This is a genomic window from Alistipes sp. ZOR0009 (genome assembly GCF_000798815.1).
GTDB lineage: Bacteria > Bacteroidota > Bacteroidia > Bacteroidales > ZOR0009 > Acetobacteroides.
The window spans coordinates 1-16,606 of record NZ_JTLD01000010.1; the positions used below are offsets into that span (position 1 = coordinate 1).

Consider the following 16,606-nt stretch of genomic DNA (forward strand, 5'->3'; position numbering starts at 1 on the left):
CAAGCCTCGGGAAAGCTCACCGGAGTTCCAGTACGTAAAACCAAGCCTCGGGAAAGCTCACCGGAGTTCCAGTACGAAAAACTGAGACTCGGGAAAGCGCACTGGTAGTCTATTTAACTTTTATTTCAACCACGCTAGGGCACCTTTTTACTACCTTGCTGGGCAAATTAATCTACAACACATGCGTAATATTTTACTACTAGCCATCTGCGCGCTGGTATCGCTATCGGCAAGCAGCAAGGAGGTTAAGGTAGCCACCTTCAACATCCGTTACGGTACGGCCAACGACGGCTCCAACGCTTGGCCCAACCGAAAGGCCATTGTTGCCGACTTTTTTAATACCTCCAAACCCGACATTATTGGAATGCAGGAGGTGCTACACCTGCAAATCGCCTTTCTTGATAGCGCCCTACGGGGATACAGCCACGTTGGAGTTGGCCGCGAAGATGGAAAGATGCAGGGAGAGTACGCCCCTATCTTCTTCAACAAGGAGCGCTTTAGCCTAAAACGCAGCAGCACCATCTGGCTATCCGAAACGCCTACCGTAGTGGGCAGCGTTGGCTGGGATGCCGCCCTAACCCGTATTGCCACCTACGCCGTGCTTTACGACAAAAAGGCTAAGCAGGAGCTGCTATTTGTAAATACCCACTTCGACCATATGGGACAAAAGGCCAGAGCCGAATCGGTAAAGCTCATCAAAAAGCTCATCAAGGAGCAGGGAGCCAAGCGCTACATCGTAACCGGCGACTTTAACCTACAGCCCACCGAGGAGCCCTACAAGGTAGCCATCGAGAAGGTGAGCGGAATGCCTACCCTAATTGATAGCCGCACCAGCGCAACCGACCAGTCGCAAGCAGGCGACAAGGAGTGCACCTTTAACGACTTCGGAAAAATCACCTCGAATTACATTATCGACTACATTTTTGTTAGCCCCAACCTTAAGGCGCTAACCTATAAGGTTGAGAAGGTAAAGCGTAACGGCATTATTATTTCCGATCACTACCCCGTAATATCGACGCTATCGTACAAAAAATAGCCCCCACAATGCAAAAGGCCCGCTAACGAGATGCTCATTAGCGGGCCTTTTTTTGCGCTATATCACTTAGTACACAATCGCGGCTATCGAAACCCCAACCACGGCAAACATGGCTATAAAAAAGTATATAAAAAGGATAAAACCACCCTTTAGCACCGACTTGCGCTTCTTCTCTCCATAAAACCGAGATAAGCTAAGCACAAAGTAGATCAGCCAGGCCAGCATCACCCATCCTTCTATCGAAAACACATTGGGGAAGAAATGATCCCAAAGGATGCTTAGCGAAACAAGCAAGAATAGCGTAACATGGATATGGATGGAATGGACAACATGAGCGGTATAGTACTTCTGCTTCTTTCGGTAGAACAGCAGCAGCAGCAGGGCAAAGATGGGCATCAGCACCAGTATGGAAAGCGATAGGTAGTGGAAAAACTTTTCGTAAAGTTCATTCTTCGACATTTTGGTAAGCGCCGACTCCACCTTCTTCTCAAACGAGACAGAACCATCACCCATGCCAACATTTACTTCGTTAATGTCCTCCTCAAGGCTATCTATAGAGTTGCGAATAGCCACAACCTGCGATTTGGTAAGATCCTTTTTATGGGTTTTGAGCGAGTCGGTGAGCCTGTTTACCAGCATACGATTGGTGGGATTGGAGGTCGTATCCATAATGGGCTTCTCCCCCTCATGCGAGATCATCTCGCTTTTAGAAAGGCCAATTACCAATCCGAACAACAGGAGACTCGAAAAAAAGTAGAGCTTAAAAGGGTGCACGTGGCTCTCAATACGTCCCTTCATGTACTCCTTAGCCAGCATCCCTGGCTTAAAGAACAGGTTGAATAGCGAGCTGCCCAACTTATGGTCGAGCGCATAGTGGTGCTCCAAGTAAAGCATGAGCGATTCGCCAAAGGGGCGGTTTTCCATATGCGCATACTGGCCACAAACCGAGCAGTACATGCCCGTAAGCTCGTGTCCACAGTTCTTACAATGCGAGTAGGGTGGCGTAACGGGCACATAGCGATGCTTACGCTTCCGCCTGATGTAGTAGTATTTAAGAGATCTGAAAGGCATAGGTTTATATTAACGTTAACAAGCTGGTGAATATAGCTAATTTGTTTACGTTAAAGGAGGAAAAATTGCTAACTAAACCAAAAAAGCAGCCAAGGCAACAGCCAGCACCGCAAAACCGCAAATTAGGGTATAGATAAGCAAAAGCAAAAAACTTTTCAGAATAGACTTAAGCAGCCCTAGGCGGTAAAAGTTAGATAGGCTTAGCACAAAGTAAATCAGCATCGCCAAAAAAAGAAAAAGATCGAAGTTCCCCTCACCCCCAATTAGCATATCCCACAGCAGCGAGACAATGATGGATAAGAATAGAACCACATGCAAATGCACCGAGAGCAGCAGATGCCCGAGGTAGTAGCGCTCCCTTTTTCGGAACATCAGCATAAGCAGCCCTCCAAACAGGGGCATCAGAAAAAGAACGGCAAAGGATATGTAACGCAGAATTCGTTGGTTAAGCTCATCTTTCGAAACTCCTGTCAAATTTTTGATAAACCTCCTCTCCAAGGCTGTTTCCTTCCGAGGTGATGCCTTATGTTCAGCAGCTACCGTATCCTTACTGCTACCCACCGTAATACCGTTTTGTAGCACAACAACTGGCGTTTTTAAGGTGTCGAGAACTGGTCTTTGCCCCTCTGCAATCTCCTTCTTATCGGTAGGGCCATGCAGCGGCATGGCCACCCCAAAGAGCAGAATGCTCGAAAAAAAGTAGAGCTTAAAAGGATGAACGTAGCGGGCAATCCTACCGTTAACGTACTCGCGGGAGAGAAACCCCGGCCGAAAGATTAGCAGCTTTAGCGTATGGCCGAGCTTATGATCGAACGAGTAGTTATTCTCCAGATAGGACACCACCGATTCGCGAAAAGGCTGGTTGGCGACCATGGCATACTGGCCGCATACAGAGCAAAAATGGCCATGCAGCTCGTTCCCACAATTTTTGCAATGCGTGTAGGGCGCAGGTGCAGGTTGATACTGCTTCCCTTGCCGTTTCATCTTTAAAATTCGGTATTTTAAAAATCGGAGTAGCATAAGCGTTGGAAATATCAATAAAAACCAATCTTTCGCAAAAAAGTTGTCCATAAAAGAACAACGAATTGGGATTGTTTTTAAATTGTGGCGATTAATTCCTTACGCAGGAAATTGGCGCTGCCTGTTGGATTTTTTTCTACTACCATTAATCTCAGAATTGCAATTCACGTAGCGGCTGCTGCTAAAATGTGACGTAAAATGGAGAATAAGTTAATTATTAAACTCCCCAAAAACATCCTGTATAAATCGGCACGGTATCTGGTGAGAATAAGAGGATATAAGGAGCAAATCGTAACCTACACAAACAACAAGGCCGTATTTGAGCTGCCTACCGGAAACTATATGGTAGAAATCGAGAACGAAGAGGAGATTGCCGTAAAGCGAATTATGCTAACGGTTGGGCAACGGAAGGTTATGTGCATACTTCCAGCAGTTAGAAACACCATCACGTACAGCTTGGTAGCAATGCTCGCAGCAACCTCGGTTATTTTGCAGGTAGTCGTGCTCAAGCATGCCTCCATCCCGCTCCTGCTTCTTCCCCTTCTTCCCCTGCTGGCCATCCGCCGACGCAAGGTGAACCGCTTCAAAATAGACATGTAGCCGACAGGCTAGCATAGAGTAGCCGCATTCTTACTTTACGTTACAGTACCGCTGGCTCATAAACTTAAGCCAATTCTTTTCGTAAAAGAAGGTATTAAAACCTGTCTGATATGGATAAGAATACAAGCGAAAGACTGCAGCAAAAGTTTGCCACCATGAAAGAGTACACGCTCGTTCTCCTAAAGGCAGGGCCAAATATCGAGAACGATAATGCCCAACAAAAAATCTGGGAACATGGTGCTAGAAATCTACAACTCCAGAACGAAGGGCTAATGCCTATTATCTGCCCCATTTTTGACGAGTCGGAGCTGAATGGGGTTGCTATTTTTACTACAGACGAGGCCACCACGGAAAGTTTAATGAAAGATGATCCAGCCATACAGGAAGGCATCTTTGTCTTTGAAATGCATCCATGCAAAAGTTTCCCTGGCGACCGACTCCCTTAAAACAAAAAAAGGGTCCGTTAAATGGACCCTTTTATTTTAGGATTGTCTTTTTAGAATGGATACTTGCTTGCTTGTTCCTGTACAAGTTTTCCATCAGCGGTATAAACTAGCGTAGCCTTCTTCTTGTCTAACCTGACCTTCAAAATGTAGTACGAAGGCATTCCCTTAAACTCAAAATTCTCAATCGACTTTACAGTCCATGTTGCATAGGTGCTCGCCTGAAAAGCATCCTGCACGGCTTTGGGCATATCGGCAAGCGCCAGCTTACTCATCTGCATAATCAACTCGTAGGTAGGACTGAAAAATAAATTGCGCTCAATTGCTCCATCTTTAACTTCAACCCAATACCCCCAGAAACTTTTCATCACCTCCTTTACGGTAGCATTTGGATAGTTTGCTGTAATGTAAGCTTGTATTTCGGTAGGAACAACCGTTGGGTAGTTGCCACAATCGGGATATTGGCTACTAACCTCCTTTACTTTAGCAAGGGTTCCATCGGCCTTAAAGTATAGAAGGCGGTTATTCTCTCCACTCTTCTTAACCTCGAACTTATAAAACTCGGTGCCGTCGCTTTTTTTAAGCTGAACAATCTTTACGGTAGTCCAAGTACCATCGCCATATTCCGAAGCCGTAAAGGCCTTTTTAATGGTGTCAGAGAGCTGATCAAAAGTAAACTCGACTTCCGTCATTTCCCATTTCCCGTTGCCTTTATACCAAGCAGCACAGCTGTGACTTCCACCCGATGTGCTTTTCAACTTAGAAGGAAGAACAAACTTTGCCACATCAAACTCCTGAACCTTACCCCAACTTACATTCGCTGCGGAAGGAAACTGTGTGGTAAATGCAGCCTTAACCGCCATCTCATTACTTGTGTTGCTATCTTGAGATCCAACATCTTCACCTTTGCTGCAGGACATAAATAGAAGTCCAACAATAGCAGCACCAAGCACACCTGCTTTTCTCATAACTACGATTTTAAATTAGTAACCTTGTTTAGTCTATATTTTACAAACGAAGGTCGTGCCAACTAGTGTTAAACCTCTATTTAATAGCAACTTTAACAATAAACCAACTCTAGCACATAAAAAAGAACCCTATAGATGCTTTAAAACAAAATCGGCAGTAGCTTCCCATTCAAAATTGTATAGATTTTAAAAAAAAGAGGATCATAAAAAATTTTAAGGGACGTGATTTGCTCCTAGCCCATGCGAACAATGTGGATATTTTTCCACACTCTGCCTATTTGTGTGTAGAAAAGCACGGACACTAAAAAAGGCTGGAGATAAACCACAGCCTTTTACTATTTCTTCATTAGACTAATACGCTAAGTTCTGCTAACGGCGCTTTTTTAGCTCCAAATTTTTAAGCAGCTTTCCTTCCGAATTATAGATGAGCAGGCGATTCCGCTCCTCAAATTTTTTTACCTCTATTCGATACTCGACTAACCCTTTATCGCCTTCTTCTATAGAAACTTTTACAACAGTCCAGCTTCCGTAAATAGAATACTTAAACGCACGCTGAACACTATCTGGAAGACAATCTAATGTCAGATCGTCGCACTTTTCGGGTGTACAAGAAAAACAATCCCCCAGATTCTCATTAAATAAACCTCTGTTTTGAGCTTCTTTCGCATTCCCTTCATTGCTCATTAACGCGAGCATCACAACCACTGCAGCAACCATCACTCCGCTTTTTCTCATATATTCAGATTTAACAAATAAATAGCGCCTATTTAAAACATTTGCAATATATCCAACAGCATAGTATCGCAAAATATATTATAACATTTGGCATTCCAATATGCTGTGCTATTCTAATCAGGAAACCACCCTGCTTAACAAAACTGCAAATTATTAAAATAACAAGCAATTATTATAGCATAGATCTAATTAAATAGGAGAAAACTAAAATATAGTCTCCTCCTACTTTGCGTCATTTTCAACAAAATTGTAGCGTTATGTTCTAAGCCAATAAAACTTGAGTATCGGCAGTACAAACGTACTGCTAAATGCATGCCAAAAGTGAACAAGCACGTCAATATCTTTCAAACATACGATTGTTGCTAGAAGCTACTTTCTGGAGTATCTAAGTGCGATTAAAATTATTTGCTATATTGTAAAAATAAAAAAAAGGGAAAGTTGCAGCTTTCCCTTTCTGTAGCATGTAAAAGTTTACTAATTCTTGAATAACTAAAGTATTTATAAGCCCTTATCCTTTGAGTGCTGAAAGCACTACTTTTACCTTTAACTTGTTGCCAATACCAACAATATCTACCACGTTTTGAAGCGGAATACTGTTATCGGCCTGTAGTATTACAGTCAGCTTAACATTCCCATTCATGCTTTCAACGAGCAAAGGCTCGATGTCTTGAAAAGGAACTGGCTTGTCGTTAAAATAGTACTGCAAGTCCTTTGTTATGCTGATATTGACATTTTTCTCCGCGGTTACCTGCTCGGCGTACTGCGTTTTAGGCAGCAAAAGCTTAATTACCGAAGGGTTTACCAGCGTTGAAATAATAAGAAAAAACAACAGTAAGAAGAACATGATATCGCTTAAAGAGGACGTATAAACCTCAATTGCGTTTCCTTTCTTTTTTCTTTCGACCTTCATCTCTCAATTTTATAGAAGCTACTTTCCTCTTTTCAAGAAGAAAATAAAGTCGTTACCCTGTTTTTCCATCTTCGCTGCAATTTTATCAATTCTGCCATTAAGCAGCTGGTATCCAATAAAAGCAACGATACCCACCAATAAACCTGCAGCGGAACAAATCATTTTTTGATATAGACCATCTGAAATGGATCCAATACTCAAATTATCGGTTAGCGATATGGTATAAAATATCTTGATAACCCCCATAATAGTACCCAAAAAGCCCAACATAGGCGCAATAGATGCTACTAGCGAAAGAATATTCATCCGTGTCTCCAACATGTTCAACACCTCGCGCGATTTCCCCTCCATTGCCTCACGGATATCCTCTATAGAGTAATCCATGCTGCGTATTCCTTCAGCCACCACCATTCCAATGGGCTGGTTAGATCGTTCGCACGTAGCTAGTGCCGAATCGGTTTTTCCGTTAAGAATATAATCCTTAACCTGAGCAATAACTCGCTCATCCTCACTTGCTGCCTTGTGCAAAACGATATAGCGATCAACAATAACAAAAATGGCAATCAGCGATAGGAAAGCGATAGGAATAAGAATCCAGCCCCCTTTGATGATAATATCAAAGTAGTTTTCGTTTACTACGGCTGTTGGCATTTGTGCCACCAAGAGACTTTGCATTACTAACTTTAAAATTTGATTCTTTAAACAAAGCACAGGCCATACAGATGCATGGCCTGTGCAACCATGAAAACATTACTTAATTCCTAGTGCGGCCTTAGCCGTTACATTCGTAGGATCAAGCGTAAGTACCTTGTTGAACAGGTTCTTTGAGTTTTCTTTATCTTTTGCCAAGTAGGCTTGATAACCTAAATATAGGTAGGCCTCAATCAGCTCTTTCTTTCTTTCTGCTTTTGGCTCAAGAATAGCAACCACCTTTTCGTAGTAAGGCTTTGCTAGCGCTTGTATAGTCTCTGGGTCAAAAGAAGCATTGATACGAGCTCTCCAGAAATAACCTAGATAGCTATCTGGCATCTTTTCTGTAAACACTCCGTATAGGCTATCTGCAGCATGCAGATACTTTGACTTAGTTAGCGTATCTACACCTTCTTTAGTTCCTGCATAATAGTTCGCTTTTGCCCAATCCAAATATGTTTGTGCCGAAACATTCGATTTTTCAGAATAAAGCATGTCGTAAATACCAACCACTTTATCATACTGCTTCATTTTTTCGTATGACGACTGGATTTCCTTATACATAGAAACCTTATTCTTAGGTGTCACCGCCTTTTCGAAGTAGTTGATTGCCAGAGAATCGTTCCCCACCTTCGATAGTAGGCGTCCGTAGTATTCGTTATCGCTTTGAAGGATATCCTCTGGCTTAGTAGTAGCCATGAACTTTTCCATCACCTTAACGCCATTGGCAAAATCGTCAGTTTGGTACATGTTGTAAGCCAAAACTCGATTTGCTACAGGGTTGTTTGGATTAATAGCCTGAGCTTGCTTTAAAATAGTTAGAGAGTTGGCATAGTCTCTATTGAAGAACATGATTAAAGCATAACGAACTAGGTCGTTATAGGATGGCTCTGCAGCGGCAAAAAACTTTGCGTAAGATTTTGCTGCCTCTCCGAATTTTCCTTGAGCGTAGTATACCTCACCTCTTTCCTTGTGAACAGGGAAGTAGGTAGAGTCTAGCTGGTAAAGCTTATTGAAAGTTTCCAATGATTGCTCGTAGTTTCCGCTCTTAACATAAATTCGTCCTAACTTAAGAAGAGCATCCTTACTTGCATTATCGTAGTAAATAGCGTTTTCATACTTTGTAGCGGCATCGCCAATTTTACCTTGGTTCATCATGTAGTCTCCCTCTGCCATGTAAATGCCAGGGAAAGATTTATTGATGTTCTTTGCCTTATTCAGATACTCGGTAGCGGTTTCTAAATCAGGATTTTTTTGATTAACATATGCCGAGTAAAGAGCTACCCAAAGCGCTGGATTTTTTTTCTCCTTACTAATTGATTTTGCCTTGCTAAAGGCAGCTTCAGCAGCCTTCACGTTACCTGCAGAAAGGGCAACCTCTCCAAGACCAACATAAGCAAATGCATTCTCAGGATTAACTTCTACTCCCTTTTGAAAGTAGTAAGTTGCCGAGTCTGGCATTTCCTGCTTCTGGTAGGTGCGCCCTAACAAGTAGTAGGCTTGATCTTTGTTAGAACCGTTTAGCTCCTTTAAAAGATACTTTTTAGCCAAAACATGGTTACCGTCGTTATAGTAAAGTAAACCTTTCGTAAAGTCTTGTGCTAAAACATTACCACTTATGGTGGCAAGCATAGCGATTAGTACTAGCAAATATCCTTTTGTTTTCATGGTTGTTTGTTTACTGTGGGTATTCATTATTTACCTGTATCACCCTAACAGGTTGTGTTGCGGGAAATACTCCTGCTCTAAGAATAATTCTCTGACCCTTTTCGCCTGAAACAAAAGAGGCAAAACCAGTAGGTAAACCAGAACTAGGGTCTGTAGTAATTGTATAAATATTCCTGCAAAGCGGGTAATCCCTTGTTGCTAGGTATGCTTGGTATGGCTGGTAGCTATTGTTAGATGAAGGCTTGCTAGCATACGAAACGGCCATCACCCTAATCTTATCAAGGAACGACATGCATGTCGAATCCTTTCGGTTGCTAATCCAGCTAACACCTATAATACCAATGGCATTCGATGTTTTCGAAATGTAATCTATCACATCCTCATTTTTGGTCAAAGCCGAAACCTGAGCGGATAGGTCTTTTCCCTGACAAAGAGAATCTAGCAGGTAACGAACGGTGCTCGATGTTTGATTATCAAAAATAATCTTCACCTTACCAGAACCGGCTCCAGTTCCAATCTGGCTCCAACTGTCAACTTCTCCAATAAGAAGTTTCCTTAGCTGATCGACAGATATTAAGGTGTCCTTATTCTGACTATTAACGATAAGAGCAATACCGTCAGTCGCAATTCTCGAAATTCGAGGAAAAAGCTTCTTGCTTTTAAAGAATTCTGTCTCTTTGGAAGTCAGCATTCTCGAAGTAACAATGAGTCTAGTTGAATCCTTTAGCAGCGCATTTAACGCCCTTGTTTCCGAAACGTAGTTGGCCTTCAATTCTGCGTTGGTATAAATACCTTCAAACACAGCAACCTCCTGAGAAATTATGGGCTCAAACGTTTGATCTACAAAGATTGTTGCAGAGCCGCTAGTAGGGGTGTCTCCCGTTTTATTGGAAGACCCCCCGCAGCTCTGAAGCAACACGGCAATTGTCGAAAATATAAGGGCAACGGCAATGTTTCTCTTATTCATCTTTTTGTGTCTTTACCTGTTTAAATATTCTAAAAGCCCTAAAAAAAGAGTAAAGAACCAGAAGGATGCCGAGAACAATGCGTGCAATACCCGTAGAAATAAACTCCTCGAAAACCGAAGTAAGCAAGAAACCTAATCCTAAAACAAGGTAAAACAGCACCATTACATAGCCGAAGTACCCGACAAACATAAACCAAAACTTCCTTCTATTGCCTGTGTTCTTCATTATTGAGAAGTTATTGTAAGACGAACTTTACTGGAACTGTAAATGCAACTCTTACAGGAACACCATTCTGCTTTCCAGCAATCCAAGCTGGCATGCTCTTAATTACGCGAATAGCTTCCTTGTCCAACTCTGTATCTACGCTACGTAGTACCTTAACGTCGCTAATTCTACCATTCTTGTCAACAACAAAAGAAACATAAACAGTTCCCTGAATACCATTCTCTTGTGCTGATGCTGGATAAACAACGTTCTTTCCTAGGTACTTTCCTAGCTCTTCATTACCTCCTGGGAAGGTAGGCATCTGCTCTACCGCTTGGAAAACTTGCTCCTCTTCCTGAGCAATTTCCTTCACTTCGATTTTCTCAGCAACTACTTCCGTACCTGCAAGATCATCAGATAGATTTTCGCTCAAAACAGCGTTGCTCATCATTTCCTGCCCCTCTTTCACCTCATCATCAGGCTTAATTACAGGTGGCACAAACTTGATTTGCTGCTTAACCTGCTGCTGTTCCTCTTTTGGAGCTTCGGGCTGCTTAACTTGCTCAATTTTAACATCCTTAAGCACGTTAACTTCCACATTTTGCTCGCGAACACCATTGATGGCCTTGTTAATAAAAGTAGGAAGACCAGTAGCTAGCGAAAAGCCTATTGCAACGATAATGAATGAGCGACGATGCCTGTGATCCGCTTCTTTTCTCAATACATAGGCGCCATACTCTTTGTTCTTATTGGCAAAGACCATTTCGCACCATTCCCTTGCGTATAAGTTAATTTTTGATGCCATGGCTACTTAGTTTGAGTTGATTCGGTAAATGCATCTGGAAAAGTCTTACCTACAAGGTCCGTATCGTATCCTGTGATAGGAACAATAGCATAAGTACCAATGTTGGTAATATTCATTTCGTCTAGAATACCTACAAGGTTATCGTATTTCGACACATCGCTAGGCTTAATAAGCACAACTACAGACTTTTTGCTTCCCTTAATTTCAGAGAATTTAGCCTTGTACTCTTCAGCGGTGATCTTCTTCTCTGCCTTTACTTGCTTTAAGCTATCAATAGCCTTATTTACTTCCTTGTTGCGGTCTAGTAGAATCTTACGAATTCCGTCTGGATCGAAGGTGGTTTGCTCAACCTTTGGATCAACACCCTTTTCGGTTGTTCCGAAGTAGTAGTAGATCTTGTTATCCTTACCAAGAAGGATGGTCATTGCCCTCGATGATTTAACCTGATTTTGCTGGTCATCTTTAACTTTCTCCTTCGATGGCATCATAATTTCCATCGTCTGAGGTTTAGCCATAGAAGTTGCCAACATAAAGAAGGTAATGAGAAGGAATCCTAAGTCTACCATAGGCGTAAAGTCAATTCGAGTGGATAACTTTTTGGGTTTCCCTTTCTCATGACCGCCTTTGTCAGTATTTACTTCTGCCATTTTTTATCGGTAGTTTATGGTTAGGATTTTGGCAATTTAGGAGCCTCTTCCATTCCCGTAATTAGCTGGTACCTATTCTCGTTTAACCCTTGAAGTGTACCAAGAACATCTTTAATTTTCTTATATGGGGTATCCTTGTCAGCCTTGATTACAATCTTAATCTGAGGATTCACCTGACGAGCATATCTTACCCACTCCTTAAACTGATTGTTGGTTGAATCGGATGGAATTCCAATCACGTTTTCTGGATGATAACGTTTCTCTGGATTCATATCCAAAACCGAACCTAAATAGTTTACAGGTACACCAAAGGTGTTTGATAGACCGAAGGCTTCTATTTGCTTTGGGGTAAAGGTAAGGCTATAAGCCTTAGCGATTTTATCCAAAAGCTCCCTACGGTACTTTTCGTTGTCAATGCCTAAAACCACCTTGCCGTCTTTACCAACAAGAATGTTCATTACATTAACTTCTGGGACCTTAATCTCCGAGATAGACGTTGGGGTTACTACTTGTACCAGCTCCTTTTGAATAAAGTTTGATGTCAAAATGAAGAAGGTAAGCAGTAGGAATGCCACGTCGCACATCGCGGTCATATCGACCCAGGTACTTTTTCTCGCGACTTTTACTTTTGGCATGTCAATGTACTTTTTAAGTTATTATCCAATAAAATGCAGCTATTAGTGCTTTTCGTTGAATGTTTGTACGATTGAGTAGCCAGCTTCGTCGATATTGTAAGTAATCTTGTCGATTTGAGTTGTAAAGAAGTTGTAGAAAATGATCGCTAGAGCAGCAGTACCGATACCAAATGCGGTATTGATAAGCGCTTCAGAGATACCTGAAGAAAGAGCAACAGAGTCTGGAGCACCAGCATTTGCCAACGCTGCGAACGCACGGATCATACCGATTACGGTACCAAGAAGACCCATAAGAGTTGCAATAGACGAAATAGTTGCTAGAATTACTAGGTTTTGCTCAAGAGTAGGAAGTTCAAGAGAAGTAGCTTCTTCAACATCTTTTTGAAGAGCAACCATCTTTTGCTCCTTAGTCATCACCTTATCAGCTTCTACTACACGGTAAGTTCTAAGAACAGAAGCACAAACGTTAGCAAGAGCACCACGTTGCTTAGCGCAATCAGCGTTTGCAGCATCTAGGTTACCAGCAGCAAGGTTTTGCTTGAAGCTCTTTAGGAAGTTTACAGCAGAACCCTTACCCTTAGCACGAGTGATGGTAAAGAAACGCTCCATAGTGAAGGTTAGCACCATCATCAAAAGGGTCATAAGGATAGGTACGATGAATCCCCCTTTGTAGATAATACCAAAGAAGTCACCTGGGATTGGAGCATTCTCTGGATTTCCGCCTTGGAAGTGGCTAGGATCTCCGAATACGAACTTGAAAAGAAGAATTGCAATTACCAGAAGAAGTGGAATTACAATTGCGGTAAACAAAGAGCCGAAGCCCTTCTTTTGCTCTGAATTTTTCATGGTTGTTATGTAATTGAAATTAATAAAAAAGTGACGTAGGAAGATGTGCTCATACCCTTGCGCATCAGCAGGCACAAGAAAATGACGCAAGAATCTTAAAAGAGGACACAAATATCCATTACATAAGAAGCCAAAGCCTCCTAACTCTTAAGATTTTACAGAATTGACTAAATTCGGAATTGCTTAAAGTGGCAGAAATGCCCATCCTCTATTCCCGATTCGGAAAAAGGATATTTCGTAGCATAGCACCTTATTACGAGGCTAGCCACCGTACCATTAATTTTTTCGACTAATGAAAAGTTGGACGAAATTTCGCGGTAATGATTAAACTCAACCAAGCGAGTTTCAATTTTATTGAAAAGCAAAGGGCTTTGCTCCTCTGGCTCTGGAATATTGTTTACATCCAACATCACATCACCCGCATCTACATTGGGATCGGCAGACAACGTTTCGAGACAAACCACCTGAGTCGCCACTGGCGACTCAGCAGTACTACTGTTTTGCTTTCGCTCAACAAGCAAAAAAACTTGTGTTGCGAACAGTAATATTAGGGCTATATTTCTCAAAACTTTAATCATCTAACCTGTTAAGTAAAACTCTTACGCGATGCCTCGTTTTTAACGTGCTTTACAGGGCTCAAATATATATTAAAATCAAATCGACGATTCTTTACGATATTTTTTTTTTGCACCAACCGTGTTAATTTTTTCACAAAAATGATTATCAACAACTTAGCAGCTCATTTTTAAGACTATTTTATACTACATTATCAAAAAATGCAGCCATCAAATAGCCATTTTTAGAAAACCAGATCGCTCAAAAACATCAAATTTCTCACAAAAGCATATTAATTGATGAAATCATTCTGTAAAAGAACAGCCGCTTGGAGCACTTAAATACAGAACACCTTGAGGCCATGAAAAAAACATAAAACGCCCCAAAATTCGAAAAAATGCAGACTAGAAAAGAACAGAAAGAGTCCCTCGACATTTATCAGATTCGACAAAGTGTGGACTCCCCATATCAATGGTACGCTGGCGATTAATGTGCTGTTAAGCATAAAAATATCTATTGTAAAACATAAAAAAACAGGCGTACAAAAAAGCATTGGTATTTAAAAATGATTTAATATTGCATCGTACAAAACCAGTAGCATTTTGAAGGTAAAAATCAAAAACAAGCTGTATTCCGTAATAGGTTTCCTAGTTTTAATTGGGATATGTAAGATCATTACCGTAAATGCCGCCAAGCTCGAAAAATCGGCTTATGCTACTAAAACAACTCAGCTAGTACTGACGCCAGAGTCTTCTGAGGCAAGTTCAGACATTGATACCGACCGAGTAGAAGACCTTTACTTCGAGCTGTTTATCCAAAACAGCAAAGAAGAAAGTTCAAAATGGAGAGCAGAGGAGCAAGAATATTCTAATGTAAACTATGAGCTGCTTTGGACATGCTTAGCAAAAGAAAACCTTCCGAAACCAAGCAGCGCTTTCGTTTGTAACTATCAAATTCGAGAGCAGCAATCGGCTGTTCCGTCTGTTAACATACACCAAATGGGAATGCTAAGGATTTAATCGCCATCGGCACCACCATCACATCTTACCAACACTTATTTCACACACCTTTTTTATTTAATTACCATGTTGCACATATTTGGCATCATTTCAGCAATGATGGCCTTGTCATTCGGAATAGGAATGGCTGTGGCTTTTGCTATCAAAAAAACAACGGCTGCTATCGATCACATGAATCGAAGAGTAGGAGAAACTGAAGAAATTTTACGCGCAAAGCACATTAAGAGCATTGCAAAAAGGGAACGAAGAAGAATTAAAACGGCCTACGAACAGAAATGTAAGGTAAGCCTTATAAACCATTACTATGGGGATAACTACCAAGATCCTCAAAGTTCCGAATCGGAGCTACTCAACCACTTCTATCCCAAACATCACTAACCAACACCATGGATGCTTTAAATTTAACTTCATTATTTCCTGGTATTGGAACGTTTTTTTCCTCGCCATTCATCATAACCCTAGCCCGCTTTATTTTAATAGGGTTAGGAATAACCGTCATTTACCTTGGCCGAAAAAATGTGCTTGAACCCCTGGTTATGATACCGATGGGACTTGGAATGATAGCCATTAACACAGGCATGCTATACATGCCCAATGGGCAAATCGGCAATCTTTTTCTCGACCCCATGCTTTCTGATACCGATCAGCTGATGAATGTCATGCAAATAGATTTTCTTCAGCCAATCTACACGCTTACATTCAGCAACGGTCTTATTGCCTGCTTCATATTTATGGGCATTGGAGCACTCCTTGATATCGGCTACCTCCTTCAACGCCCTTACACCGCAATGTTTCTAGCTCTTTGCGGAGAGCTTGGCACATTCCTTACCGTCCCAATAGCAAGAGCAATGGGGCTTACCTTAAACGAGAGTGCCTCGATAGCAATGGTTGGTGGAGCCGATGGGCCAATGGTACTATTCACATCCCTATCGCTAGCAAAGCATCTTTTTGTTCCCATAACGGTAGTTGCCTACCTATACCTAGGCCTAACCTACGGAGGTTATCCCTACTTGGTAAAGCTGCTAATACCGCAGCGACTAAGGGCCATAAAAATGAAAAGGGAAACTAAGAAGGCTAAAAACTACAGCGCAACCACCAAACTTTCGTTGGCGGTTGTCCTTTGCCTCATCCTTTGCCTACTCTTCCCTGTTGCAGCTCCTTTATTCTTTTCCCTCTTTATGGGAATTGTAATTAGAGAGTCTGGACTAACGCACTTTCAGGAGTTTATTACCAACACGCTCCTTTACGGCTCTACCTTTCTATTAGGTATGCTGCTAGGAGTACTTTGCGATGCGAAGCTACTTACCGATCCAATCGTATTTAAGCTACTCATACTTGGTATCCTTGCGCTACTTATTTCGGGGATAGGCGGAATCATGGGTGGATACATCATGTACTTTATCAAAAAAGGAAACTTCAACCCTGTGATAGGGATTGCAGCAGTTAGCTGCGTACCAACAACTGCCAAAGTTGCCCAAAAGATCGTTTCTAAGGAAAATCCTTCGTCGATGATACTACCCGAAGCAATCGGGGCCAACATTTCGGGGGTGATTACGACAGCAATCATAGCCGGTCTCTACATCACCTTCTTCCCGCATTTAAAATAGTCACATTTATAAGGAATAAACGAAACTCCCGGTCGAATATAGCAGCGCTGCTACGCTTCGATCGGGTTATTTTTTTAATTATACGCCATACTATTCGTTTCTGTTGAACATTTTCCCTCCAACTGCTGTTAAAGAGCCGAGTCTAAAAAGCCAGCTTGTTTGCAGACAAGCAGAAATCT

At 41.8% G+C, this 16,606-nt stretch carries 20 protein-coding genes; 6 read left to right on the plus strand and 14 right to left on the minus strand.

The annotated features are described in order from the left end of the window. Positions 1-181: 181 nt before the first annotated feature. The gene (locus tag L990_RS03215; protein WP_047445496.1) at positions 182-1,036 is read left to right on the plus strand and encodes an endonuclease/exonuclease/phosphatase family protein; all 855 of its coding nucleotides are present in this window, start codon (positions 182-184) and stop codon (positions 1,034-1,036) included. A 66-nt stretch (positions 1,037-1,102) separates the two neighbouring features. Here L990_RS03215 and L990_RS03220 read toward each other — a convergent pair whose 3' ends face one another. Then, positions 1,103-2,107 carry a DUF3667 domain-containing protein gene (locus tag L990_RS03220; RefSeq protein ID WP_081981586.1) on the minus strand — a complete coding sequence of 335 codons (1,005 nt, stop codon included), beginning with the start codon at positions 2,105-2,107 and terminating at the stop codon, positions 1,103-1,105. Positions 2,108-2,179: 72 nt separating this feature from the next. Then, on the minus strand, positions 2,180-3,091 hold the full coding sequence (locus L990_RS03225) for a DUF3667 domain-containing protein (RefSeq protein ID WP_197057222.1): 912 nt from the start codon (positions 3,089-3,091) through the stop codon (positions 2,180-2,182). A 234-nt stretch (positions 3,092-3,325) separates the two neighbouring features. Here L990_RS03225 and L990_RS03230 point away from each other — a divergent pair, with 234 nt between their 5' ends. Both L990_RS03230 and L990_RS03235 read left to right on the plus strand, forming a co-directional pair. Then, positions 3,326-3,727: a GlyGly-CTERM sorting domain-containing protein gene (locus L990_RS03230; RefSeq protein WP_047445503.1), complete on the plus strand. Its 402-nt coding sequence runs from the start codon at positions 3,326-3,328 to the stop codon at positions 3,725-3,727. A 110-nt stretch (positions 3,728-3,837) separates the two neighbouring features. Continuing rightward, the gene (locus L990_RS03235) at positions 3,838-4,173 is read left to right on the plus strand and encodes a hypothetical protein (protein WP_047445504.1); all 336 of its coding nucleotides are present in this window, start codon (positions 3,838-3,840) and stop codon (positions 4,171-4,173) included. 50 nt (positions 4,174-4,223) lie between these two features. On the opposite strand, the gene L990_RS03240 is transcribed toward L990_RS03235, so the two are convergent. From L990_RS03240 to L990_RS03295, 12 genes are all read right to left on the minus strand, one after another. Then, on the minus strand, positions 4,224-5,138 hold the full coding sequence (locus L990_RS03240) for a PepSY-like domain-containing protein (protein WP_047445506.1): 915 nt from the start codon (positions 5,136-5,138) through the stop codon (positions 4,224-4,226). Between the two features lie 369 nt (positions 5,139-5,507). Further along, the gene (locus L990_RS03245) at positions 5,508-5,873 is read right to left on the minus strand and encodes a hypothetical protein (RefSeq protein ID WP_047445508.1); all 366 of its coding nucleotides are present in this window, start codon (positions 5,871-5,873) and stop codon (positions 5,508-5,510) included. Between the two features lie 508 nt (positions 5,874-6,381). After that, positions 6,382-6,783: an ExbD/TolR family protein gene (locus L990_RS03250; protein WP_047445510.1), complete on the minus strand. Its 402-nt coding sequence runs from the start codon at positions 6,781-6,783 to the stop codon at positions 6,382-6,384. 18 nt (positions 6,784-6,801) lie between these two features. After that, positions 6,802-7,458 carry a MotA/TolQ/ExbB proton channel family protein gene (locus L990_RS03255; protein ID WP_052180682.1) on the minus strand — a complete coding sequence of 219 codons (657 nt, stop codon included), beginning with the start codon at positions 7,456-7,458 and terminating at the stop codon, positions 6,802-6,804. 75 nt (positions 7,459-7,533) lie between these two features. Next, entirely contained in the window at positions 7,534-9,141 is a 1,608-nt protein-coding gene (locus tag L990_RS03260; RefSeq protein WP_197057223.1) for a tetratricopeptide repeat protein, read from the minus strand. A gap of 10 nt (positions 9,142-9,151) precedes the next feature. Next, positions 9,152-10,108 (minus strand): PstS family phosphate ABC transporter substrate-binding protein, encoded by a 957-nt coding sequence (locus L990_RS03265; protein ID WP_047445514.1) that lies wholly within the window; start codon positions 10,106-10,108, stop codon positions 9,152-9,154. Next, positions 10,101-10,334, minus strand: a complete 234-nt coding sequence (locus L990_RS03270; RefSeq protein WP_156121313.1) for a hypothetical protein — start codon at positions 10,332-10,334, stop codon at positions 10,101-10,103. The genes L990_RS03265 and L990_RS03270 overlap by 8 nt, the downstream gene beginning before the upstream one ends. A 10-nt stretch (positions 10,335-10,344) precedes the next feature. After that, positions 10,345-11,118 carry an energy transducer TonB gene (locus L990_RS03275; RefSeq protein WP_047445518.1) on the minus strand — a complete coding sequence of 258 codons (774 nt, stop codon included), beginning with the start codon at positions 11,116-11,118 and terminating at the stop codon, positions 10,345-10,347. Positions 11,119-11,120: 2 nt separating this feature from the next. After that, a complete protein-coding gene (locus tag L990_RS03280) occupies positions 11,121-11,765 on the minus strand; it encodes an ExbD/TolR family protein (RefSeq protein WP_047445519.1) in 645 nt (214 codons plus the stop codon). A 20-nt stretch (positions 11,766-11,785) separates the two neighbouring features. Continuing rightward, positions 11,786-12,400 (minus strand): ExbD/TolR family protein, encoded by a 615-nt coding sequence (locus L990_RS03285; protein WP_047445521.1) that lies wholly within the window; start codon positions 12,398-12,400, stop codon positions 11,786-11,788. Between the two features lie 42 nt (positions 12,401-12,442). Beyond that, the gene (locus L990_RS03290) at positions 12,443-13,246 is read right to left on the minus strand and encodes a MotA/TolQ/ExbB proton channel family protein (RefSeq protein WP_047445573.1); all 804 of its coding nucleotides are present in this window, start codon (positions 13,244-13,246) and stop codon (positions 12,443-12,445) included. A 167-nt stretch (positions 13,247-13,413) separates the two neighbouring features. Beyond that, entirely contained in the window at positions 13,414-13,824 is a 411-nt protein-coding gene (locus L990_RS03295) for a hypothetical protein (protein ID WP_047445523.1), read from the minus strand. A 579-nt stretch (positions 13,825-14,403) separates the two neighbouring features. On the opposite strand from L990_RS03295, the gene L990_RS03300 reads away from it, so the two are divergent. The 3 genes from L990_RS03300 (at position 14,404) to L990_RS03310 (ending at position 16,427) form a co-directional block, all read left to right on the plus strand. Continuing rightward, positions 14,404-14,820: a hypothetical protein gene (locus L990_RS03300; RefSeq protein WP_047445525.1), complete on the plus strand. Its 417-nt coding sequence runs from the start codon at positions 14,404-14,406 to the stop codon at positions 14,818-14,820. 66 nt (positions 14,821-14,886) lie between these two features. Continuing rightward, positions 14,887-15,198 (plus strand): hypothetical protein, encoded by a 312-nt coding sequence (locus tag L990_RS03305; protein WP_047445527.1) that lies wholly within the window; start codon positions 14,887-14,889, stop codon positions 15,196-15,198. An 8-nt stretch (positions 15,199-15,206) separates the two neighbouring features. Beyond that, positions 15,207-16,427, plus strand: a complete 1,221-nt coding sequence (locus L990_RS03310; protein ID WP_047445529.1) for a sodium ion-translocating decarboxylase subunit beta — start codon at positions 15,207-15,209, stop codon at positions 16,425-16,427. Positions 16,428-16,606: the final 179 nt, after the last annotated feature.